The 21,949-nt window shown below is 38.4% G+C and carries 22 protein-coding genes and 2 riboswitches; of the genes, 4 read left to right on the plus strand and 18 right to left on the minus strand.

The genetic code is table 11. The features are described from left to right. Positions 1–15: 15 nt before the first annotated feature. The 12 genes from CZ490_RS12895 to CZ490_RS12950 form a co-directional block, all read right to left on the minus strand. Positions 16–720: a methionine ABC transporter permease gene (locus CZ490_RS12895; protein ID WP_407639788.1), complete on the minus strand. Its 705-nt coding sequence runs from the start codon at positions 718–720 to the stop codon at positions 16–18. Beyond that, a complete protein-coding gene (locus tag CZ490_RS12900; protein WP_077619261.1) occupies positions 713–1,738 on the minus strand; it encodes a methionine ABC transporter ATP-binding protein in 1,026 nt (341 codons plus the stop codon). The genes CZ490_RS12895 and CZ490_RS12900 overlap by 8 nt, the downstream gene beginning before the upstream one ends. A 199-nt stretch (positions 1,739–1,937) precedes the next feature. Continuing rightward, a riboswitch (SAM riboswitch) is annotated at positions 1,938–2,045 on the minus strand. A 105-nt stretch (positions 2,046–2,150) separates the two neighbouring features. Beyond that, the gene (locus CZ490_RS12905; protein WP_077619262.1) at positions 2,151–3,473 is read right to left on the minus strand and encodes an O-acetylhomoserine aminocarboxypropyltransferase/cysteine synthase family protein; all 1,323 of its coding nucleotides are present in this window, start codon (positions 3,471–3,473) and stop codon (positions 2,151–2,153) included. A 73-nt stretch (positions 3,474–3,546) separates the two neighbouring features. After that, a riboswitch (SAM riboswitch) is annotated at positions 3,547–3,648 on the minus strand. A 180-nt stretch (positions 3,649–3,828) separates the two neighbouring features. Next, positions 3,829–5,103 carry an MFS transporter gene (locus CZ490_RS12910; RefSeq protein WP_077619263.1) on the minus strand — a complete coding sequence of 425 codons (1,275 nt, stop codon included), beginning with the start codon at positions 5,101–5,103 and terminating at the stop codon, positions 3,829–3,831. A gap of 121 nt (positions 5,104–5,224) precedes the next feature. Then, positions 5,225–5,530 (minus strand): thioredoxin family protein, encoded by a 306-nt coding sequence (locus CZ490_RS12915; RefSeq protein ID WP_077619264.1) that lies wholly within the window; start codon positions 5,528–5,530, stop codon positions 5,225–5,227. 81 nt (positions 5,531–5,611) lie between these two features. Then, positions 5,612–5,965 carry a toprim domain-containing protein gene (locus CZ490_RS12920; RefSeq protein WP_077619265.1) on the minus strand — a complete coding sequence of 118 codons (354 nt, stop codon included), beginning with the start codon at positions 5,963–5,965 and terminating at the stop codon, positions 5,612–5,614. Between the two features lie 152 nt (positions 5,966–6,117). Next, positions 6,118–6,420 (minus strand): YusG family protein, encoded by a 303-nt coding sequence (locus tag CZ490_RS12925; RefSeq protein ID WP_077619266.1) that lies wholly within the window; start codon positions 6,418–6,420, stop codon positions 6,118–6,120. Positions 6,421–6,450: 30 nt separating this feature from the next. Then, a complete protein-coding gene (gene gcvH, locus CZ490_RS12930; RefSeq protein ID WP_077619267.1) occupies positions 6,451–6,849 on the minus strand; it encodes a glycine cleavage system protein GcvH in 399 nt (132 codons plus the stop codon). 101 nt (positions 6,850–6,950) lie between these two features. Then, the gene (locus tag CZ490_RS12935) at positions 6,951–7,307 is read right to left on the minus strand and encodes an arsenate reductase family protein (protein WP_077619268.1); all 357 of its coding nucleotides are present in this window, start codon (positions 7,305–7,307) and stop codon (positions 6,951–6,953) included. A gap of 187 nt (positions 7,308–7,494) precedes the next feature. Further along, positions 7,495–9,279, minus strand: a complete 1,785-nt coding sequence (locus CZ490_RS12940; RefSeq protein WP_077619269.1) for an acyl-CoA dehydrogenase family protein — start codon at positions 9,277–9,279, stop codon at positions 7,495–7,497. Between the two features lie 83 nt (positions 9,280–9,362). Then, positions 9,363–10,541 (minus strand): acetyl-CoA C-acetyltransferase, encoded by a 1,179-nt coding sequence (locus tag CZ490_RS12945; protein ID WP_077619270.1) that lies wholly within the window; start codon positions 10,539–10,541, stop codon positions 9,363–9,365. 69 nt (positions 10,542–10,610) lie between these two features. Continuing rightward, positions 10,611–12,992 carry a 3-hydroxyacyl-CoA dehydrogenase NAD-binding domain-containing protein gene (locus tag CZ490_RS12950; protein ID WP_407639809.1) on the minus strand — a complete coding sequence of 794 codons (2,382 nt, stop codon included), beginning with the start codon at positions 12,990–12,992 and terminating at the stop codon, positions 10,611–10,613. 430 nt (positions 12,993–13,422) lie between these two features. Here CZ490_RS12950 and CZ490_RS12955 point away from each other — a divergent pair, with 430 nt between their 5' ends. Beyond that, positions 13,423–13,572, plus strand: coding sequence for a YuzL family protein (locus tag CZ490_RS12955; RefSeq protein ID WP_077619272.1), 150 nt, complete (start codon positions 13,423–13,425; stop codon positions 13,570–13,572). Positions 13,573–14,769: 1,197 nt separating this feature from the next. On the opposite strand, the gene CZ490_RS12960 is transcribed toward CZ490_RS12955, so the two are convergent. After that, a complete protein-coding gene (locus tag CZ490_RS12960) occupies positions 14,770–15,687 on the minus strand; it encodes a proline dehydrogenase family protein (protein WP_077619273.1) in 918 nt (305 codons plus the stop codon). 213 nt (positions 15,688–15,900) lie between these two features. Between CZ490_RS12960 and CZ490_RS12965 the strand changes: the two genes are divergently transcribed. Together CZ490_RS12965 and CZ490_RS12970 are read left to right on the plus strand one after the other, a co-directional pair. Continuing rightward, complete coding sequence (locus CZ490_RS12965; protein ID WP_077619274.1) at positions 15,901–16,221, plus strand: hypothetical protein; 321 nt, start codon at positions 15,901–15,903, stop codon at positions 16,219–16,221. Positions 16,222–16,239: 18 nt separating this feature from the next. After that, positions 16,240–16,593 (plus strand): spore coat protein, encoded by a 354-nt coding sequence (locus CZ490_RS12970; protein ID WP_200801582.1) that lies wholly within the window; start codon positions 16,240–16,242, stop codon positions 16,591–16,593. Between the two features lie 36 nt (positions 16,594–16,629). On the opposite strand, the gene CZ490_RS12975 is transcribed toward CZ490_RS12970, so the two are convergent. The 5 genes from CZ490_RS12975 to CZ490_RS12995 are packed head-to-tail and all read right to left on the minus strand — an operon-like array spanning position 16,630 to position 20,569. Next, positions 16,630–16,878, minus strand: coding sequence for a YusU family protein (locus CZ490_RS12975; RefSeq protein ID WP_077619275.1), 249 nt, complete (start codon positions 16,876–16,878; stop codon positions 16,630–16,632). After that, a complete protein-coding gene (locus CZ490_RS12980; RefSeq protein ID WP_077619276.1) occupies positions 16,850–17,656 on the minus strand; it encodes an IucA/IucC family C-terminal-domain containing protein in 807 nt (268 codons plus the stop codon). The genes CZ490_RS12975 and CZ490_RS12980 overlap by 29 nt, the downstream gene beginning before the upstream one ends. Positions 17,657–17,659: 3 nt before the next feature. Beyond that, complete coding sequence (locus CZ490_RS12985) at positions 17,660–18,469, minus strand: ABC transporter ATP-binding protein (protein WP_077619277.1); 810 nt, start codon at positions 18,467–18,469, stop codon at positions 17,660–17,662. A gap of 40 nt (positions 18,470–18,509) precedes the next feature. Next, positions 18,510–19,568 (minus strand): FecCD family ABC transporter permease, encoded by a 1,059-nt coding sequence (locus CZ490_RS12990; protein WP_077619278.1) that lies wholly within the window; start codon positions 19,566–19,568, stop codon positions 18,510–18,512. Further along, positions 19,565–20,569, minus strand: a complete 1,005-nt coding sequence (locus CZ490_RS12995; protein ID WP_077619279.1) for a FecCD family ABC transporter permease — start codon at positions 20,567–20,569, stop codon at positions 19,565–19,567. Before CZ490_RS12995 ends, CZ490_RS12990 begins: the two co-directional genes overlap by 4 nt. 388 nt (positions 20,570–20,957) lie before the next feature. On the opposite strand from CZ490_RS12995, the gene CZ490_RS13000 reads away from it, so the two are divergent. Then, entirely contained in the window at positions 20,958–21,938 is a 981-nt protein-coding gene (locus CZ490_RS13000; protein WP_077619280.1) for an ABC transporter substrate-binding protein, read from the plus strand. Positions 21,939–21,949 lie beyond the last annotated feature (11 nt).

The following is a 21,949-nucleotide window of genomic DNA, read 5'->3' on the forward strand; positions in this document are numbered from 1 at the left end:
TTGCAATTCCTCCTGTTATCTCTTGTCTGTTTGTTTTGTAAAATAATCACCCACAAATTGGATGATAAATACCAATATTAATATCGCAACAGTTGCAATAAATGTAATTACAGGTTTGTTGCTTTGGAACCCATATAAATAGGCAAAGTGTCCTAATCCACCAGCACCGATAACACCCGCCATGGCTGTAAAGCTTACTAATGAAATTGCGGTTACAGTAATCCCGGAAACTAATGCTGGCAAGGATTCAGGAATTAATACTTTAAAGATAATCGTCGAGTTTGTTGCCCCCATTGAATGAGAGGCCTCAATAACTCCTTTATCTATTTCACGCAATGCGATTTCAACCATTCTTGCATAAAATGGGGCTGAACCAATAATTAGAGATGGTAATGCGGCATTTGGCCCCAACATCGAACCCATTACTATTTTTGTAAATGGTATTAGTAATACAATAAGGATAATAAATGGTATCGATCGGAAAATATTTACTAGTGCTGAAACAATCCGATTTACCAGTGGATTCTCCCACGCATTTCCTCGATCTGTTAAAAAGAGAACTAAACCTAAAAATAAACCGATTATAAAAGTAGCTAGCACTGAGATTCCTGTCATATATAAGGTCTCTTCAGTTGCATCCCAAAGGTTACCCCAATTAAGGGCCTGATAATCATTGACCATCTTTTCCCAATTTAGGAGTTGTTGGAATTGCTCAAGCATTTTCAATCACCTCAGCTTCTATCTGTTGTTCACGGATAAACTCGATGGCTGAAGTGACTTCATGTGCATCACCATCTAAATGAATGAACAATGTCCCATAAGAACCATTTTGGGTTTGTGAGATCTTTCCTTGAAGAATATTTATTTCAACCTTAAAGTCCCTAATTAATCGTGTGATTAACGGCTTCTCAGTATCCTCTCCAACGAAGGTAAGCTGAACCACTTTACCATCCGGATATCGATCAAGTAAGTTTTCGATTGTTTCTTTTGTTTCCTCAGGCTCTGTTACTTGCTGAACGAAGCGTTTTGTTATATTGGCTTGAGGCTTTTTGAATACATCAAGTACCTGTCCTTGCTCAACAAATTTACCATTTTCCATCACAGCAACACGGTGACAGATTTTTCGTATTACATGCATTTCGTGTGTAATCAATACAATTGTTAAGCCTAAACGTTCATTTATATCAACAAGCAAGTCCAATATCGAATCAGTCGTTTGCGGATCCAGCGCAGATGTTGCTTCATCACAGAGTAGGACCTTCGGATTGTTAGCAAGTGCTCTTGCGATTCCAACTCTTTGCTTTTGACCACCACTCAACTGTGATGGATAGGCATCTTCTCTTCCTTCAAGACCTACAAGCTTAATTAACTCCGCAACACGCTTATCACGTTGAGCTTTTGCAACTTTTGCAATTTCAAGCGGAAATGCTATGTTTTCCTTAACAGTTCGTGACCATAGTAAATTAAAATGTTGAAATATCATGCTTATTTCTTTACGAGCGTCTCGCAGAGCTTTTCCTTTAATCGCTGTAATGTCATGGCCCGCAACAGTAACGGTTCCATCTGTTGGTTTTTCAAGCCCATTTAATAGACGAATGAGTGAGCTTTTACCTGCGCCACTGTACCCGATGATACCGAATATTTCACCTTCATTAATATTCAAGTCAATATCGTTAACAGCAGTAACAGGATTTGTTTTGGATTGATAAATCTTTTTAACTTTTTTTAGTGTTATCACGTTGTCACACCTTCTATTCAGAGAGACTATGCTTAGTTTATACGATTAAGTAAAAATTTATATTGTTAAGCATTGGGATATAAATATCAACAATATCAACATCGGAAACCCTATATTCTATAAGTCGGATATTTCCAACAGATATAATAAAAGCCTTTCTGCAAAAAGGAGCAGAAAGGCACAATTTAGTGATTCCTTCCTCTCATCTTCCAAAGCATCATACTTTGTGTGAATTGGCACCTTTTCAACAAATGTTGACGGTTGCTGGGTTTCATCGGGCACATCCCTCCACCTCTCTTAATAAGAGTCATCATATATATTAAATTTTTATTATCGTACTTTAACAACACGAAAGTTATATTATCATCTACTAGGTAAGGTGTCAATGAAAAAGATGTGACTTAAGTACTTATTAAACTGTCTGTATAGATGATACAGAACTTGTTCCATTTGCTGCTTTAATCGCTTGTTCCAAATCCTCTAAAATATCATCTATATTCTCAATCCCTACAGATAAACGAACTAGATCTTCTGTCACACCAGACGCCTTCAAATCTTCAGGACCTAATTGTTGGTGTGTAGTACTTGCTGGGTGAATTATTAAACTCTTAGCATCACCAACGTTTGCAACATGTGACCACAATTCAACGTTGTTGATTAGCGCTTCACCAGCTTCTCTGCCACCTTTAATACCAAAGACAATAACTGACCCAGCACCTTTTGGTAAATATTTATCAGCTAATTTCTTGTTAGGGTGATCCTCATCACCAGGATAAAGTACCCATTCTACACCCGGATGGTCTTTAAGATAAGAAACAACTTTTTTCGTGTTAGCAATATGTTCTTTCATTCGCACATGTAAGGTTTCAAGCCCAAGGTTAAATTGAAATGCATTATATGGGCTAATCGCTGGTCCTAAATCGCGAAGAAGTTGAACTCTTGCTTTAATAATGAATGCAACAGGTCCAAGTGCCTCAGCAAATACTAAATCATGGTAGCTTGGGTCTGGTGTTGTAAAGCCAGGGAATTTTGGAGAATTCCAATCAAATTTACCGCCATCAACAATGATTCCACCCATTGTTGTTCCATTACCTAATAACCATTTTGTTGCAGAGTGGATTACAATGTCTGCACCATACTCAATTGGTTTACAAAGATATGGTGTAGCAAATGTATTATCAATTATTAGTGGTATTCCCGCTTCGTGTGCAATATTTGCAATAGCTTCAATATCAAGGATATCTAAGCTTGGATTACCAATTGTTTCTGCAAAGATTGCCTTTGTATTTGGTGTAATAGCATGGCGGAAATCTTCTGGATTTGTCGGCTTTACAAAATGCGTCTTAATTCCATATTTAGGAAGAGTATTAGCGAATAGATTATACGTTCCACCATAGAGCGTAGAAGCAGAAACAATTTCATCTCCAGCACCAGCAATATTTAGAATTGCAGTCGTAATTGCCGCCATTCCACTAGAAACAGCTAACGCTCCCACGCCACCTTCTAATTGTGCAACTCTTTCTTCAAAAACGGTTGTTGTCGGGTTATGGATACGGGTATAGATATACCCATTTTCTTTTAAACCAAATAAATTGGCTGCATGCTCAGTTGTATTAAATTTAAATGCATTTGATTGATAGATAGGAACCGCTCTTGCTCCCGTGACAGGATCCGCCTCAAGTCCACCATGTACCGCAATTGTCTCTGGTCTATAGTTCTTTTGTTTTTCACTCATTTGAATCTCTCCCTTTGTTTTTTAATATAAAAAAACCTCTTCGATAAGAAGAGGTCGTATGTATAAGTTACTCTTCTTATCTTTCAGACATATAATGTCTGTTGGATTTAGCACCGTGTAAATTACCGGTTGCCGGGCTTCATAGGGCCATTCCCTCCGCCTCTCTTGATAAGATCAAATATGAAGTTTTATACTTTAATGGATTAATATGATGGTAACCTTTTTTCTTTTACAAGTCAACATGAATATTTAGAAAAAATAAGGAATTCTAAATTTCGTGTTTTTTTCATTTAATTCGACACCCAAAAGTATCTTTCGCAAATTTTACTCCTTTTTTCCCGGGAAATATGACATATTATGATATCTTCGCAAGAGGCTTTTCCGCTTGTTGAAACGATTTTCTACTAAACACGATTAAGAAGTAAAGTGAACCTATTAAATAGAGTACAGAGGTAATTGTAAAGACATATGCATATCCCCAATAAGCACCGTGTAGCATTACGATTGTTGTAGACACTGGTCCCATCAACGCCCAACCTAGTGAGAATACCATTTGGTTAACCGAGTTGGCGAGTCCCTTCATTGAATCATTTACTCGCCCCATAACAAGTGAGGCTTGTATAGGATTTCCTGCGTTCATTAGTGCCTGCCTAAATAAGAATGCAATTGCAGCAATATAGATATTTTCAGTAAATCCAGTGAGTAACAGGAATGGTAATGAAGATAGTTGAAGATAGACAACCGCACGAACTTCCCCAACTTTATTAACAATAGCAGGGCCTATAATCATCGCTACCGCTGTCGCCGCTTGTCCTAATGATAATATGAGTCCAATGACGGTATTTGAAGCTAAAAATCGATCAGCAAAATATAAATTTAAGTAGGGAATAACTAAACCAGATCCAAATCCAATAATCATTTGTGCAAAAGCGAACAATGCGATGAGTTTGATTTGCGATTTATTTGCTCTTAGTTTTTGTCCGATTGATTCTACCTTTTGTATTTCTGGTTTTTTCCTTTGTTGTTCGTTCATCTTTAGTATTGGTAGTATTCCAACAAGATAGATAACTGTTGCTATTAATAGAGTTATGCGCACACTCGCTAGCCCACTGAGCTGAAACACATATTGAAACGCATCTGAAAATACACCACCGGCAATGTTACCAACAACCTGCGCAACCATCATGATGGCAGAATGAAAACTAAAGAGATGAACCCTCTGGGAAGGTGTTGAGTTTTCTGCCAACCAAGGGACTCCCGATACTTGAATAAATGCCGTTGATAATCCTGTTAAGAATGCTGTTCCTACAAGTAATTGTTGAACGTCTAAGATACTTCTAGCAAAAAACGCGAGAGTGGAAATTGCAACTCCAACAACCATTACTTTTTTTCTGCCAAATTTATCACTCATCAGACCTGCCGGGACAAGAATAATTGCAGAGGCTAATGCCGTCATTGCAATGATAGTTCCATTTGTTTGCTCGGAATACCCAAGCTCTCGGACATAAAAATTATACATGATGGTAAACATACCCATGCCCAGTTGTGTAAATATAGTCGCGAAAATAAATAGTTTGATATTTTGATTGTATGATTTGTATTGCGTTTTCCAGCTGTTAATTATGCCCATAAGTGCTCCTAGTTGATCAGTTTTCAATAAACAACTTTTAATAGTTAATTACTTCGATTCCCTAAATATCATACAACTTTTTTAAAAAATTGCAATAAAAAAACGCCATTTATGGCGTTTCCTAGTCATTGGTAAGTAAATTTAATAAATAAGGAACTGAATGAAAGGCGTAGTATTTTTTCACTACATGCCCTTTCTTTACATGCATCAAACAAGGCACACTTTCAATTTGCCAATCAATTGCCTTTTGAGGTAAATAATTAAGATCACTTTTCCCAATTGTGACATCAGGAAGAAGTTCATCTACCACTGTAATCATTTTTGAGGCAACCTGACAAGTTCCGCACATTGGTGTATATAAATATAACCAAAACTCATCTAGACTGATGAGTTGACTATCGATTTCTTTTTCATTCCATTCTTTCATCTCAACTACAACCTTTATAGTGTTTATGCTGCCTATTGTAACATGATTATTAAATAAGAGGGCATTTTATGCCCTATCAAATTACAACAAAAACTCGGCGTGAACATCAATATTTGCTGATAAAAGAACAGTTGCGATATGATGTTCAGGGGCTGTTGCTACTTCTCGATATGTTTTATCGATAAACAAATGCTGCGCTTCCGGAAATTCGCGTTTAAATTGCTTTCGAAGCTTTTCTCCTGCACGATCCGCATCTACTAAAATATAGACATCTTTATTAAATAAGTGTTCGATTAATTCGTCTAGCCTGGATATACTAATCGTTCCATTTGTACAAATAATTTCTACTGGTTCATTCACAACTGTTTCAACCTTCTTTTTATCGGTTCTCCCCTCAACAATGATTACTTTCTCAAAGTCGTCAAAAGCCACCATTTCATCACCTGTTTCAAGTGTACATTTATTCAGTCTATTTCATTCTATTCGATGTTTATTACTGCTTTTCCTTCATTTTATAGCAAAGTTTCTCATTTGGTGAATGGTTGGGGAACTATTATGGAAAAAAAAGACAGTGGAACTCCACTGTCTTAACACCATCCATTTTCATCATCACAATCGACATATTTCATATCTGGGGTAGAAGGTATATCTGCATAAGTATATATTTTACTCGATTCTTGCTCATACCCTTGTTTTAACTCATATTGAGCCCCATCATTAGTAAAACGTATTTTACCAATTGGTTCCTTTTCAACATATAGGTTCATTTCGTTATTTCCAAGTTTTCCAACCACTCGGTCAGTCACTTCAATACGTGTATGCTTCAATACCATCATGAACACCCTTCCATCGGTATTTAATGTTAGATTGTCCATTCCGGTCATCTTCATTCCAACTCCCTATACGCTAAGATTTGGATATTAAAAAAAGAGCTGATTTTCTTCTTTTACCATTTCTTCGTATTGCTCAGCTGTCATAAGGTTCTCTATATCTCCAGCATTTGCAGGTTCAATCACGATCATCCATGCTTTTTCATACGGAGATTCGTTTACAAATTCTGGGCTATCATCTAGGTCCTCGTTAATCTCAACAACTGTACCGCTAAGTGGTGCATATAGTTCAGAAACCGTCTTAACGGATTCAACACTTCCAAATGGCTCATCTGCTTTAATTTCGTCACCAACTTCTGGTAACTCAACAAATACAATATCTCCTAATTCAGATTGTGCGAAATCAGTAATACCGATGCGTACTTTATCCCCTTCTACCTTTACCCATTCATGTTCTTCAGAATAACGTAAGTCTTTAGGCGCGTTCATTTTGTACCCTCCATTAATTCGATTTTAAGAAATAGTTTAATTGTTGAGAGGTTCCTCAACAAAATATATGTAAAAGTCCTATTTAAGGTCTTTCATCCGATTTAAGCCCACGTTTCTTCAAATTGAGTTTCTTTAAATCCAACCGTTACCTTCTTACCATCGGTAGTGAGTGGACGCTTAATTAGCATTCCATCAGAGGCCAGGAGTTCAAGCAACTCTTCCTCAGAAGCAGAACTTATTTTATCCTTTAACCCAAGTTCACGATATTTTTGACCACTTGTATTAAAGAACTTTTTAAGCTCTAATCCACTATTCTGATACATCTCTTTTAACTGCTCTTTTGATGGTGGATTCTCTACAATATGAATTTCCTCAAATGAAACCTGATGTTCTTCAAGCCATTTTTTCGCTTTACGACAGGTCCCACATTTTGGATACCAGTAAAATGTTAAAGCCATATTTCTCACCACCTTATCTTATCTACCAAGAATTATTTTATCATATAAAATTTTGAATTTAAAATAATTTGGGATAGGGTCACTGTTTAATTTCGACTTCTTTGCCGGTTATCCTGCATTAAAAGGAATAATCTTTTCAAACCTAAAGAAAAAGCCCCTTATTAGGAGCTTCCTCTACTAGTTTAGATTAAACTGTATATTTTTCTGCTTCAATGAGGGTTGCTGCAATTTCACGTTTTTTCGCAATTACGTTAACTGGAGTAAAGCGAGTTAGTTTGCGTAATGCCGAAGTCATCATACGTAATACATCGCCTTCTTCTGTTGCAACAAGCGTTTCTTTAGCATGTGCTTCAATTTCATTGAAAGCTTCTTGAACAAATACTTGTGTATAAAGGATTTTTTGCTTATTCTTTTCTTCTCCAGATTTAGCAATAGCTTTTTCAGTACGAAGAAGTACAGATTCCATCGCATAAATATTTGCTGCAATATCTGCAATATTTGCAAGAATTTCTTGTTCTCTTTCAAGCTTAGGTCCAAATTTTTGTGCTGCAAGCCCCGCAATCATAAGTCCCACTTTTTTCGCATTACGAACAAGGTATTTCTCTTGTTCTAGGACACCCTCGCCGATTTCTTCAGGCATAAGCATCATAAGCTCCTCTTGAAGCTGTGTTGCTTTTTCAAGTAAAGGCAATTCACCCTTTAATGCTTTACGAAGGAACGTACCAGGAACTAACAGGCGATTGATTTCATTTGTTCCTTCAAAAATACGGTTAATACGGGAATCACGGTATGCTCTTTCAATTTCATATTCCTGCATAAAGCCATAACCACCATGGATTTGAACACCTTCATCAACAACATAGTCTAACACTTCTGTGTTGAAAAACTTATTAATTGAACACTCAATTGCATATTCTGCAATTGTTTTTGCCACTTCTTTTCCATTATTAACTTCTTCGGCAGATAGCTGCCCCATACGATCCTCGAAATATCCAACGGTACGATAAACACTTGATTCTGCCGCATAAATCTTAGCAGCCATGTTCGCTAACTTTTCTTGGATTAAGCCAAATTTTGAAATCGGTGTTTTGAATTGCTGACGTTGGTTTGCATATGTTACTGCAAGTTCAAATGCACTCTTTGCACCACCAACAGCTCCTACACCAAGCTTATAGCGGCCAATATTTAAGATGTTAAATGCAATAACATGACCTCTACCTACTTCACCTAAAAGGTTTTCGACTGGCACTTCTGCATCTTCAAGAATTAATGTACGCGTAGAAGAGCTCTTAATTCCCATTTTCTTTTCTTCTGCCCCTGTTGATACACCTGGGTAATCACGCTCAACAATAAATGCAGAGAACTTATCTCCATCAATTTTCGCGTATACTACAAATACATCAGCAAAGCCTGCGTTTGTAATCCACTGCTTTTCACCATTTAAAATATAGTGAGTTCCTTCTGCATTTAATTTCGCAGTTGTTTTCGCACCTAGAGCATCTGAACCAGAACCTGGCTCTGTTAGAGCATACGCTGCAAGTAGTTCACCACTAGCCAACTTAGGAAGGTACTTCTGCTTTTGTTCTTCGTTTCCAAAAAGAACAATTGGAAGAGAACCTATTCCTACGTGTGCACCGTGAGAAATCGAGAAGCCACCAGCTCTAGCCATTTTTTCAGCGATTAGTGCGGAGCTCACTTTGTCCAGTCCAAGACCACCATACTCTTCAGGCACATCTACACCTAAGAGTCCTAGTTCACCAGCACTTTTTAAAAGCTTTACAGAACGTTCGAACTCATGATTTTCAAGATGTTCAACCTGTGGAAGAACTTCATTCTCAATATAATCTTCCGTAGTTTTAGCAATCATTTTATGTTCATCCGTATAATCTTCCGGTGTAAATACACGGTCTGCTTCTAAATCCTCAATTAAGAAGCCTCCACCTAAAACGACTTTATCAGTTGCATTTGACATTTTGTTTCCCCCTAAAAGTTTTATAGGAGGCTAACTCTATAGTTAGCCTAATTTTACAATTTCGGTTATTTCGGGCTTTTCGTTTAAGCAAGTAATTCAAATACTCCGGCAGCTCCCATTCCACCACCGATACACATTGTCACAACACCAAATTGTACATTTCTACGCTTCATTTCATGCATTAATGTCAGGGTTAATTTAGTTCCGGAACATCCTAGTGGATGGCCAAGTGCAATAGCACCACCATTTACATTCACTTTTTCTTCGTCAAGTCCTAGTTCTCGGATAACTTGAAGTGATTGTGATGCAAAGGCTTCGTTTAATTCAAATAACCCAATATCAGAAAGCTCAAGGCCAGCCATTTTAAGTGCTTTTGGAATTGCAGCCACAGGGCCAATTCCCATTACTTCTGGTGGAACACCAGCGACTGCAAACGATCTAAATTTCACGAGTGGTGTTAAACCTAGATTTGTTGCTTTTTCACGGTCCATTACCATAACCGCTGCTGCACCATCACTTGTTTGCGAAGCATTTCCTGCTGTAACTGAACCAGTAACAGAGAATGCGGGTCTTAATTTTGCTAATACCTCAACATTTGTTTCTTCACGGACTCCTTCATCTTGTGAAAATTGAACGTGCTTTTCAATTAATTTATTTTTTCCGTCGATATGACGAAGAGTTACGTCTACTGGTACGATTTCATCTACAAACTTACCCGCTTTAATGGCTGCTGCAGCCCTTTGGTGACTTCTTACTGCAAAAGCATCCTGATCTTCTCGGCTTATGCCATATTTTACTGCTACTTGTTCAGCTGTATGGCCCATTCCCATGTAGTATTCAGGTGCTGATTCAGCAAGCTTTGCATTTGGTCGAACAACATGCCCCATCATTGGCACTAGACTCATAGATTCTGCTCCACCAGCGATGGCCGTATCTGAATGACCCAGCATGATTTTCTCTGCTGCATAGGCAATCGATTGAAGTCCTGATGAACAATAACGATTAATTGTAATTGCTGGAACTGTGTGTGAAAGACCTGCTAATGCCCCAATATTACGTGCCATATTTAAACCTTGTTCTGCTTCTGGCATCGCACACCCAATAATTAAATCATCTATGTTTCCATCGTAATTTCCTGCACGCTTTAATGTTTCTTTAACAACTAGTGCCCCTAAATCATCTGGTCGAACATTTGCTAATGTGCCTTTTTTCGCTTTTCCAACCGGGGTTCTCGCTCCGGCTACGATGACTGCTTCTCTCAATCTATTCCCTCCTAACTTTTTAACCGCACCAGGAGATTGAAGGAATTCAATCTCCTTTAAAACTGTAGTTTAGTTACGTAATGGTTTTCCTTTTACTAACATGTGTTGCATTCTTTGTTGAGTTTTTGCTTCACCCACTAGGCTTAAGAATGCTTCACGTTCTAAGTCTAATAAGTATTGTTCATCAACTTCCGTACCATACGGAACATTACCACCTGCAAGTACCCAGGCAAGTTTTTTCGCAATTTTAAGATCATGGTCTGAAATGTAGCCTGAATATTTCATTGCTTGAGCACCTAGAAGTAAAGTAGCATAGCCTGATTCACCTACAACTGGCACCTTTTTACGTACTGGTGCTTTATAGCCTTGTGCTGAAAGTGCTAGCACTGATTGTTTTGCATCATGGATGAGGTGATCGCCATTAAAGCTTACGCCATCTTCTTTCGTTAAGAAGTTATTTTGGCGCGCCTCATCTGCCGAAGTTGAAACCTTCGCCATTGCAATTGTTTCAAATACTTTATTTGCCACATTTTGAAGATTTACTTCTACTCCAGCCGGCATTCCTTGAAGATGATTAATGTAAAGTTCTTTATTACCACCTCCACCAGGGATAACTCCAACACCTACTTCAACTAGACCCATATACGTTTCACTAGATGCTTGAACCTTAGCAGCCGGTAAACAAATTTCTGCTCCACCACCAAGTGTCATGCCAAATGGTGCCACAACTACAGGTTTTTCACTATATTTGATATTCATCATTGCTTGTTGGAAATGACGTACAACTAGTTCGATATCATAGTAATTGTCGTCCTGTGCTTCCATTAAAATCATTGCGAGGTTGGCCCCAACACAGAAGTTTTTCGCCTGATTTCCGATTACAAGACCTTTGTAATTTTTCGTCACTTCTTCGATTGAGTAATTTATCATCTGGATAATATCGAAACCGATTGCATTATTTGGTGACGTGAATTCCAATAACGCTACATCATCGCCAAGGTCTATTAGACTAGCACCGCTGTTCTTTTTAATAACGCCGTTCGTCTCTTTTAACGTTTTAATATTGATGTTTTTTGGATTCACCTTAACTGTCTTGTATTCACCTTTATCGTAGTAATAAACATTACCATTATCTTTTTTATAGAAAGATGTCTTCCCGCTTTCCAGCATTTCTTTCACCCATGTTGGTACTACCAATCCTTCAGCTTCCATCTTTTTCACTGAACTCTCAAGACCGATTGCATCCCACATCTCAAATGGACCTAATTTCCAACCAAAGCCCCACTTCATTGCCTCATCAATTGCGACAATATCATCCGCTATTTCACCAAGCAGAGTAGCAGAGTAGATAAGAGCTGGGCTTGTAATATTCCATAAAAGCTTCCCAGCACGATCTTCAGCATATAAAAGGGTCTTGAGCTTATTCGCTGTTCCTTTTACTTGTTTGATTGATGCCGTTAATGGTGTTTGGAGTTTTTTACGCTCTTGATATTCCAGTGTTTCCGGGTTTAATTCAAGTATTTCTTTTCCTTTTTTCAAGAAGAAGCCCTGGCCAGTTTTACTTCCTAGCCACCCTTTTTCCTGCATTGTCTTCATAAAGCCTGGAATCGCAAAGACTTCTTTTTCTTCGCCATCTACTTGTTCATAGACATTGTTCGCAACGTGAATAAATGTATCAAGCCCAACGACATCTAGAGTACGGAAAGTTGCACTCTTTGGACGTCCAATCATTGGACCAGTCACAGAATCAACTTCACCAATACTATATCCACCCTTAAGCATTTCACGAACAGTTACGAGCAAACCGTACGTTCCAATTCGGTTTGCTATGAAGTTTGGTGTATCCTTTGCTTCGACCACACCTTTTCCTAGAACATCTTCACCGAATGTTTTCATAAAAGTAAGTACTTCTGGGCTTGTGTGCTTTGTTGGTATTACTTCAAGCAACTTCAGGTAACGTGGTGGGTTGAAGAAGTGTGTTCCTAAAAAATGCTTTTGAAAATCATCTGAACGTCCTTCAACCATCGCCTCAACCGAAATACCTGAAGTATTCGAGCTTACAATGCTCCCAGATTTTCTCACTTTATCGACTTGACTAAACACCTTTTTCTTAATATCAAGGTTTTCAACAACTACCTCAATTATCCAGTCCACTTCTGCAAGCTTAGCCATATCATCTTCAAAATTCCCGGTTGTAATAAGTGCGATATTTTCCTTTGAAGTAAGCGGAGCCGGCTTTTGTTTTAATAACTTTTGGACTGCTGTATTACTTAGTCGATTTCGAACTTGTTTATCCTCTAATGTAAACCCTTTCTTTTTTTCGTCTTCTAAAAGTTCACGAGGAACCATATCTAATAATAGAGTAGGTATTCCGATGTTTGCTAAGTGTGCAGCAATACCTGATCCCATAACTCCCGAACCTAGGACTGCAGCTCTTTTAATGCTTTGGATCATTCACAGTTTCCCCCTTTTACGCATTTTGAATGAATACTCATTCATTTTACTCCCAAAAAAAATATCCATACAATTTTTCCTCAGGATTTTAAGCATCCAATAAGAATGAGTTTCTTTATATTTAAATATAAAGCAATATTTAAATTTTCGCAATATATTCAAGAAACAAATTTTGTTTTTATTTAATCAAATACGCTTTCACTTATTTGCGCCCGATTTTTTTCGTGCTTGCTCGAAAAGCTTCCTTATGATAAAACGTGGCATCCGCAGGAGCTTTAACTTTATTCAAACCCGGTTCAGCCTACTAGATTGGGTATTTCTTATTGCATTCATCTCCAAATACAGAAGTTGGGAATACCTTTGAATAATATTATCTGGATTGAAATAGGTGTTTCCGGTGATTCTATGAAATGGAGGTGACAATCAAATGGCTAAAGTTGATAAAAACCCATCAAAACGTGCTGTTAGCGCAGCGAGTGTCAAAGGTAATGCAGGTCCAGATACACGTGCAAGAAGCGGAAAAACACAATCCACTAATCAACAATACGGTGCGCATAATACGGGTGGAGAAGAGTAGATCACCTATTGTAAAAAATTTAACGGGATTTTTATAGGATGAGGTCGTTCTAGCAGTCCCTCATAATAACGACGGCGATTTCTTTGGGGACATGCATGCTTCATCTCGCTTATGAAGGGGATTTGTGTGAGGTCGCTGCCTCCTTTTCCTCTTCATCTTGCTTGTAACTTCCTTGTTTTCCTCTTCATCTCGCTTATGAAGGGGACTTGGATGAGGTTGCTGCCTTGTTTTCCTCTTCATCTTGCTTATGAAGGGGATTTGTGTGAGGTAACTTCCTTGTTTTCCTCTTCATCTTGCTTATGAAGGGGATTTGTGTGAGGGAACTTCCTTGTTTTCCTCTTCATCTCGCTATGAAGGGGATTTCGATGAGGTTGCTGCCTTCTTTTCTTCTTCATCTTGCTTATGAAGAGGAGTTGTGTGAGGTAACTTCCTTGTTTTTCTCTTCATCTCGCTTTTGAAGGGGGCTTGGACTTGTTTTATAAATTTCTACAACCAAGATGACCTTTTCCGGAAGTTATTCCACTCATTCGGGTTTTCATAACAACTATGATGGCCTTTTCCATGAGGATATCTTACTCGTTCAGGTCTTCATAACACCTATGAGAACCTCTTTCGAATAATCTCCCAACCACTCAGGTCTTCATAACACTTATGAGAACCTCTTTCGAATAATATCCCAGCCGTTCAGGTCTTCATAACACCTATGAGAACCTCTTTCGAATAATATCCCAAACACTCAGGTCTTCATAACACTTATGAGAACCTCTTTCGAATAATATCCCAGCCGTTCAGGTCTTCATAACACCTATGAGAACCTCTTTCGAATAATCTCCCAACCACTCAGGTCTTCATAACACTTATGAGAACCTCTTTCGAATAATATCCCAACCACTCAGGTCCTCATAACACTTATGAGTTACACTTTCGAATAATATCCCACTCCTTCAGGTCTTCATAACACCTATGAGAACCTCTTTCAAAGTAATCTCCCAACCACTCAGGTCTTCATAACAATGTTGATGAGATCTTCCCCAAAAATTTCTCACTATACCTAGTCTTCATGCCCTAGATGTATAACCTCTTTCCCAAACCATCGGCTCTTCACCTCTTCCATTGACGACTGCTCTCCTTTAACTATCTTTTTTACCATAAAAAACAGCGCGAGGAAATCACTCCCTCGCACTGCTGAATAATATCCTATTTTCCAAAGACACCTTTCAATACAAAGGCAACGTTAGCTGGACGCTCGGCTAGGCGTCTCATGAAATAACCGTACCAATCTGTTCCGTATGGGACATATACGCGCATGGTATAGCCTTCTTTAACTAGCTCTTCATGACGTTCTGTACGAATTCCGTATAGCATTTGAAATTCAAATTGATCTCTACTTATATTATGTTCCTTCACTAAGTCCATTGTATATTGAATCATTGCTTCATCATGGGTTGCTATAGCTGTGTAATTGCCATTTAACAGATGCATTTTAATGATTTTTTTGAAGTTCTCATCAACATCTTTTTTCTCGGGGAATGCGACCTCAGGCGATTCCTTGTAGGCACCCTTTACAAGGCGAAGATTAGGATTATACTCATTTAGGTCTTCAATATCCTGAACAGTGCGATATAGATACGCCTGAATAACAGTCCCTACATTATCATAGTCTTTTCGAAGCTCTTTGAAGATTTCGATTGTCTTCTCACATCTTGAATAATCTTCCATATCAATTGTTACAAATACGTTATTTTCTTTAGCAGCATCAAGGATTCTTCTCATATTCCGCATTACAACTTGATCAGAAATGTCCAAACCCATTGAGGTCATTTTTAATGAGAGCTGTGCATTTAAGTTTTCTCGACCGATCGCTTTAATAGCCTCGATCGAACCATCAGCCATTAGATTGGCTTCTTCGATACTATCAACGAACTCACCTAAGTAATCTATGGTAACTGCGAGTCCTTTTGAATTTAGTTCTTTGATCTTTTTAACGGCTAAATCTATGGTTTCTCCAGCGACAAATCTTGCTGCACCAAACCGTAAACCATACTTTCTCGCTAGTTTTGTAAACGCTTTATTTTTTGACAAGAATAAAAAAAGGTTTCGTAAGATTTGTTCCATGGAAGTCTCCTCCTCGTCATGCACACTAGTTGTAATTCTCGTAATCTAGCGATTTCATTTTATCATGTTTACATCGCCTTGAATATACACCTTAAGAAATTTTGTTGGACGCTTACATTTAGGAAACTTACTATGTTTTTATCCTATGCATTTGCATACAAAAACGTTTTGATGGCAACCTAATAATGAAAAATTGAGTGAGGAGGTTTTTATATGCAACAACAGCAATCACAGCAACAACAGCAACCTTTCTATACACCAAAGGGGCCACAAATGTCGGAAACTCCTGCGGTTATTACTTCAAAGGACCTTTTATATTTGACTGACATGATGTCCTGGAATTTGTTAGCTTTAAAAAAGGCACATTTCTTTGCTAGCCAATGTCAGATGCCAGAGATTTCACAGGCACTGGAAAAAGCATGCCAAATGCACCAACGCCACTATCGCCAAATTCTAGATCATATGGAAAAGCATACGGGTCAACAACCACAGCAGCCGAGTCAAAACCAAATGCAAGGCCAACAAATGCAATAGAAAGAAAGGGGCTACATAATGAACCAACAAATGAATCAGAATCAAAATCAAGTAAAAAACCCAAAAACATCTGTTCCTAAAACACCAGAAATGAATGACCGTGATTTTATCAATGACATGCTAGCAACAGAAAAATACATGACAGCTGCATACAGCACAGCCCTTAATGAAATGAGTCATGATGGGCTTTATGAGGATATCCGTTCCATTTTTAACGAAACACAGGATTGTCAGAGAGAGCTTTATAATCTCATGTTTAAAAACGGCTGGTACAAGCTTGAGGAAGAGGATACCCAAAAGGTTCAACAGAAATTGCAGCAGTTTTACAACTATACGACAACGCAATTTCCAAACCATAATAATGTACAATAGAAAAAAAGAGATGAGGCCTTTATAGGGCATCATCTCTTACTTATTTTTTGAACGGTGTTCTTCATTTAATTGTTTGATTTCTGTTATGATTTCCTTTATTCCTTCCTTCGCATCCGGATATGTTTCATTCCAATGTTTGGCGAGGGGTGGCATTGATTTAGAAATATGCATATAAAGAGACCAGAGTTTTACTTTTTCCTTTAATTCAGGTGAGCTTTCACCTAGTAATAGCTCTGTGTACTTTTCTAATAATCCGTCAACTTGATCTGCTATTTTTGGGTCCATGTTTTCTAACTCCTAACTCACAATTTAGTGGACACGTTTTACAGCGCTCTTCGGTGCTCGTTGTTTTATAATAGAGACAACACGTTTTTCTAGTCCGTATGTTTTGTTCATATTCTGGATGAAATTCCTTTGGGCCATAATAACGTAACAATGGATTAAAGCCTAGCTCTCCAAATAGTTCCCCATTGGCTTTCTTCAGTATATAGACAAAGTCACCTAGGATCGTTTCTCGTTTTTTATCATACTTCGGATTTGCCAAGACTGACTCATAGAGCCAATACACATAAATTGCAATGTTTTCCCAAAGTACCTTTTTTGACAATCCAGAGTGTTTGGATACTGACATTAACACCTCTCGAATATTCAACTGAAAAATGGCCCGAATGGTTTCGTCCCGCCATTCATCACGTGATGTAAGAGGAGCATCCACGGTCTGAATATCATAAAAATAGAATTTTGGATTCCAGTACCAGATTTCCTCTTCATCACTAGTTTCAAGCGAGACATTTTGTAATGACACATTTAATCGTTTATCTAAAATCGTCATTGCATATAAATTGAGGACAGCGAAAAATCCGTATCGCTTCATGAACATCGATGCAGCAACCTGTATATCAGGGGCAGAAATTTTCTGCTTGATTTTATGAAGATATTCATTCATCTTTCCTGCCTCAAAGAGCTCAATTACTGGACTTGATAAGCTTGATTCAAGCTGCCTGTCACTAAACCTAAATTCCTTTAAGTGTCCAATTTCCTCACCCGTAAGAAGGTTCGCCATTAGCTATACCCCTACCTTGTTTAAGATACGTCTACCCTTGCCATGTGGGATACATAGAGGCGTCCCAAACAATGGATCAATGGTTACCTCACAATTCAAACCAAACACATCTTTTACTAGACTCGCATTTACAATCAGTTCAGGCTTACCTTGCCCGTATATTTGTTTATCTTTTATTGAAACAATATGATGTGCATAGCGGCAAGCTAAGTTAAGGTCGTGTAATACCATGACAATGGTCCGTTTCTCGTTTTCGTTAAGTTCAAACAATAGATCTAATATTTCAATTTGATGGGTCATATCTAAATACGTTGTTGGTTCATCGAGTAAGATGATATCCGTTTTTTGTGCAAGAGTCATTGCAATCCAGGCACGTTGACGTTGCCCACCTGAGAGGGAATCAACAGTTCGTTCTGCGAATTCCAGTATATTTGTGGCTGTAAGTGCATGGTTGACCATTTTCTCGTCTTCTTCGGTCCATTGTTTAAGCCAGTTTTGATAGGGGTAACGTCCTTGTTTCACTAACTGGAGGACGGTTAAGCCTTCTGGAGCGCTTGGTCCCTGTGGAAGAATGGCGAGCTTTCTCGCAACTTCTTTGGTTGGAAGTTTGGCTATTTTCTCTCCTTCTAAAAGAACGGCTCCATGCGTTGGCTTTAGTAGTCTCGCTAATGAACGAAGCAGGGTTGACTTTCCACATCCATTTCCCCCGATGAAGACGGTTATTTCCCCTTTTGGTATTTCAAGCTGCAAATTTTCAATAATGATTGAGTCACCGTACGATAAAGTTAAGTCTTCTGTTTCTAATGCAAACATGAGGTACCCCCTCTCATTCAATGTTATGGTTCTATTGTCTCTAGCTATTCCTACTTTTATAAAGCAAATAGATAAAATAGGGGGCTCCAATTGCGGCAGTAAATACACCTGCCGGGACTTCCATTGGTGAAAATAAGGTCCTCCCTATTAAATCGGCTAGCATCACAAGAATTCCTCCGATAAGGGCGGCTGTGGGTAGCAATGCTCCAAAGGCTGAACCAACTAATCTCCTCGCCATATGTGGTGCCATTAGTCCCACAAATCCGATTCCACCGGCAAACGCAACCGCACTACCAGTCAATGCTGTGCTAACGAGCAATAAGACAAAACGTTGTTTTTGTACGGCACTACCTACTCCTGTTGCTAGTTCTTCACCCAGTTCCTGAATGTTTAAGGTTCTTGCGAGTATAAAGCAGAAAATCAATAAAATAATAACTACAGGACTTAGTATTTGTACATTTGCCCAGGTTGACCCATTAACAGAACCAGTAATCCAGATGTTTGCCTGACTTGCTTGATAAATCGGCCCCATTACCATGAATGTTGTCGTCAAAGCTTGGGTGAGCGCGGAAATCCCAATTCCAATTAACACAAGGCGTAGGGGAGAAACTCCATTTTTCCAAGCTAATAGATATACTAGAAACGCAACAACAGATGCCCCGATAAAAGCAGCAACAGGCATCCATTTTATACTGACGGTTAGTGCATTACTTGAGTTGGAAAAGATAGTTAAGAAGGCAACTACCGCCACAGATGCACCACCTGTAATTCCTAAAATATCTGGAGACGCAAGTGGGTTACGAATCATTCCTTGTAAGATACTACCTGCAGCAGCTAATGCCATACCGACTAAAAAGGCAATAATAATCCTTGGTAAACGAAACGATGTGACAACCAATTGCTCCATTCGTGAACCATATCCAAACAATGTCTTCACAACTGTAATGGGATCAATCTTCATTTCTCCTAGACCTGTGCTTAGCAAAAATATGACAATCGATATGATCACAAGAATTAAAAATGTTACAAGTGCTTTTGTATCTAGTAAAAATGAGATTAAATCTCTTTTTCCAAGTCGGAAAGGTTTATATTTAATCATGTTCTACGAAACCCCTTTCTTGCCACATAAATAAAGAAAGGGGTTCCTATTAATGCTGTCATAACTCCTACAGGAACCTCTTCTGGCATAACGATATATCTAGCAGAAATATCGGCTAGCAAAAGTAAAATACCCCCTAGAACACCGCAAAACGGGAGAATCCAACGATGATCTACTCCAACTAATGCCCTTGCAAGATGGGGGATGATGATTCCAATGAATCCAATAGGCCCTGCAACAGCAACCGCTCCGCCTGCTAGTAGAATGATTGTAAGAGCCGTTAAGAGCTTTACTGTTCCTGTCCGTTGACCTAACCCCTTCGCCACTTCCTCACCCATCGTTAAAATATTGATTTTATTGGCTAGGAGAAGGGAAGTAATCCAGGCCACGGCTAAATACGGAAGAACGCTTGTAAGCATTTCAAGCTTTCTTCCCTGTATAGAACCTGCAAGCCAAAATAAAACTTGGTCTAATGCCATCTCATCGATGACCAGTAGTCCCTGAGTAAATGAAGAAAACATAGCAGCCATTGCGGCCCCTGCTAATGTTAATTTCATCGGTGTGAGACCTTCACGTCCAAGCGAACCGATAAAATATACGATAAAAGCTGCAACTGCAGCACCAAAAAATGCAATCCATGTGAAGGCTTGTAAAGAATTAATTGAAAAAATGGATACTGCGGCTACGATAAAAAAACCCGCTCCCGCATTTACACCAAAAATACCTGGTGATGCTAGCGGATTCTTTGTTAGTGCCTGCATTAAGGCCCCGGCAATGCCCAAACTCGCCCCAACAGCTGCGGCAATTAGAGCACGTGGTAGACGAATTGTTTCAATAATAATATGTTCATTGGAGCCGTTAAAAGCAGTAAACGTTTGATATGCCATTTGCCATGAGGTATCCGTATATCCGTAAACAATACTTGCACCCATCGAAATAAGTAATAACAGTATTCCAATTATAAGTCCTACACATTTTGTTTGATTCGTTTTCAAAATCATTATCGTTATAACTCCTTGATTGTTAAAAGTGCAGGGTGACACCGCCTTAGCTGACATCTATAAGTTAAATCCCCATCTCTTAAAAGCATTTAACTCGTGAACTCTAACGCCGTGTCAGAACTACATTTTTAGAAAGACATGTATGACATTTATTAAACATGTTTATGTTAATAATATGTTTATATCTAGGCTTTACTTTACCCATGCCATCTTATACATAGCTTAAACAGCAATGATCGAAATCCTATTCCTCTTTTAGTCTATTGGAAGTAAAAATTGTTGTCAAACTAAATGAAAATTATTCTCATTTATATATTGACTACATAACCAAATCACTCTATCATTATAAGTAATTGAAAATCATTATCAATTAACAGGAGGATACAAGATGAACTTTAGAAAAATGGCATTTCATGGATTTCTAACATTGGCTTTCTTATCACTTCTTTTAGCTGCTTGTGGTGAAGCAGATAATACCGATAAAGGAAATCATGCAGCAAATCCAGAGGGTGAAAATACATACACAGTTGAACATGCAATGGGTACTACACCTATTAGCAAACAACCTGAACGAGTTGTTATTTTAACAAATGAGGGAACTGAGGCCCTGTTAGCAATGGGCGTTAAACCTGTTGGCGCTGTTCGTTCTTGGATTGGCGACCCTTGGTATGACCATATTGAGGAACAAATGGAAGGTGTCGAGGTCGTAGGAGAAGAAAGCAATGTAAATATTGAAGCTATTGCTGCACTTGAGCCAGATTTAATTATCGGCAATAAGATGCGTCAAGAAAATATTTATGAGCAACTAAAGGCTATCGCTCCAACTGTTTTTGCTGAAGATTTACGTGGGGATTGGCAAAAGAATTTTACTCTTTATTCAAAAGCAATCAATAAAGAAGAAAAAGGTAAAGAAATTCTTGCTGAATTCGAAGATCATTTGAATGAAGTGAAGGAGAAGATTAACACAGATACTGAAGTATCAGTCGTTCGATTTATGGAAGGCAGAACGCGAATTTACTATACGGATTCTTTTTCAGGTGTCATATTTGAGCAGTTAGGCTTGAAACGACCTCAACAACAGGTTGATTTATTTGCAGAAAATCCTGATGATCAATTTGTACGAGAAGTTGACCAAGAGAAAATCCCTTTAATGGACGGGGACGTTATTTTCTATTTCACCTATGAGACAGGTAGTGGTGAAGCTACTAAGGTTGAAGAAGAATGGACAAACAATCCCCTTTGGAAAGGGTTAAATGCTGTTAAAGAAGAAAATGACCACAAAGTTAGTGACCCGATTTGGAATACGGCTGGTGGCGTTTTAGCAGCTAACCTAATGCTCGATGATATTGAGAAATATTTGGCAGAGTAACCATTAAGCTC

This window comes from Litchfieldia sinesaloumensis, from assembly GCF_900156865.1.
GTDB classification, from domain to species: Bacteria; Bacillota; Bacilli; order Bacillales; family Bacillaceae_L; genus Ferdinandcohnia; species Ferdinandcohnia sinesaloumensis.

Bases quoted from the DNA above. Each gene is read 5' to 3' on its own strand.
- CZ490_RS12895 (WP_407639788.1), bottom strand. From the start codon at position 720: ATGCTTGAGCAATTCCAACAACTCCTAAATTGGGAAAAGATGGTCAAT.
- CZ490_RS12905 (WP_077619262.1), bottom strand. From the start codon at position 3,473: ATGAGTGAAAAACAAAAGAACTATAGACCAGAGACAATTGCGGTACAT.
- CZ490_RS12910 (WP_077619263.1), bottom strand. From the start codon at position 5,103: ATGGGCATAATTAACAGCTGGAAAACGCAATACAAATCATACAATCAA.
- CZ490_RS12915 (WP_077619264.1), bottom strand. From the start codon at position 5,530: ATGAAAGAATGGAATGAAAAAGAAATCGATAGTCAACTCATCAGTCTA.
- CZ490_RS12920 (WP_077619265.1), bottom strand. From the start codon at position 5,965: ATGGTGGCTTTTGACGACTTTGAGAAAGTAATCATTGTTGAGGGGAGA.
- CZ490_RS12925 (WP_077619266.1), bottom strand. From the start codon at position 6,420: ATGAAGATGACCGGAATGGACAATCTAACATTAAATACCGATGGAAGG.
- gcvH (WP_077619267.1), bottom strand. From the start codon at position 6,849: ATGAACGCGCCTAAAGACTTACGTTATTCTGAAGAACATGAATGGGTA.
- CZ490_RS12935 (WP_077619268.1), bottom strand. From the start codon at position 7,307: ATGGCTTTAACATTTTACTGGTATCCAAAATGTGGGACCTGTCGTAAA.
- CZ490_RS12940 (WP_077619269.1), bottom strand. From the start codon at position 9,279: ATGTCAAATGCAACTGATAAAGTCGTTTTAGGTGGAGGCTTCTTAATT.
- CZ490_RS12955 (WP_077619272.1), top strand. From the start codon at position 13,423: ATGGCTAAAGTTGATAAAAACCCATCAAAACGTGCTGTTAGCGCAGCG.
- CZ490_RS12960 (WP_077619273.1), bottom strand. From the start codon at position 15,687: ATGGAACAAATCTTACGAAACCTTTTTTTATTCTTGTCAAAAAATAAA.
- CZ490_RS12965 (WP_077619274.1), top strand. From the start codon at position 15,901: ATGCAACAACAGCAATCACAGCAACAACAGCAACCTTTCTATACACCA.
- CZ490_RS12970 (WP_200801582.1), top strand. From the start codon at position 16,240: ATGAACCAACAAATGAATCAGAATCAAAATCAAGTAAAAAACCCAAAA.
- CZ490_RS12975 (WP_077619275.1), bottom strand. From the start codon at position 16,878: ATGGACCCAAAAATAGCAGATCAAGTTGACGGATTATTAGAAAAGTAC.
- CZ490_RS12980 (WP_077619276.1), bottom strand. From the start codon at position 17,656: ATGGCGAACCTTCTTACGGGTGAGGAAATTGGACACTTAAAGGAATTT.
- CZ490_RS12985 (WP_077619277.1), bottom strand. From the start codon at position 18,469: ATGTTTGCATTAGAAACAGAAGACTTAACTTTATCGTACGGTGACTCA.
- CZ490_RS12990 (WP_077619278.1), bottom strand. From the start codon at position 19,568: ATGATTAAATATAAACCTTTCCGACTTGGAAAAAGAGATTTAATCTCA.
- CZ490_RS12995 (WP_077619279.1), bottom strand. From the start codon at position 20,569: ATGATTTTGAAAACGAATCAAACAAAATGTGTAGGACTTATAATTGGA.
- CZ490_RS13000 (WP_077619280.1), top strand. From the start codon at position 20,958: ATGAACTTTAGAAAAATGGCATTTCATGGATTTCTAACATTGGCTTTC.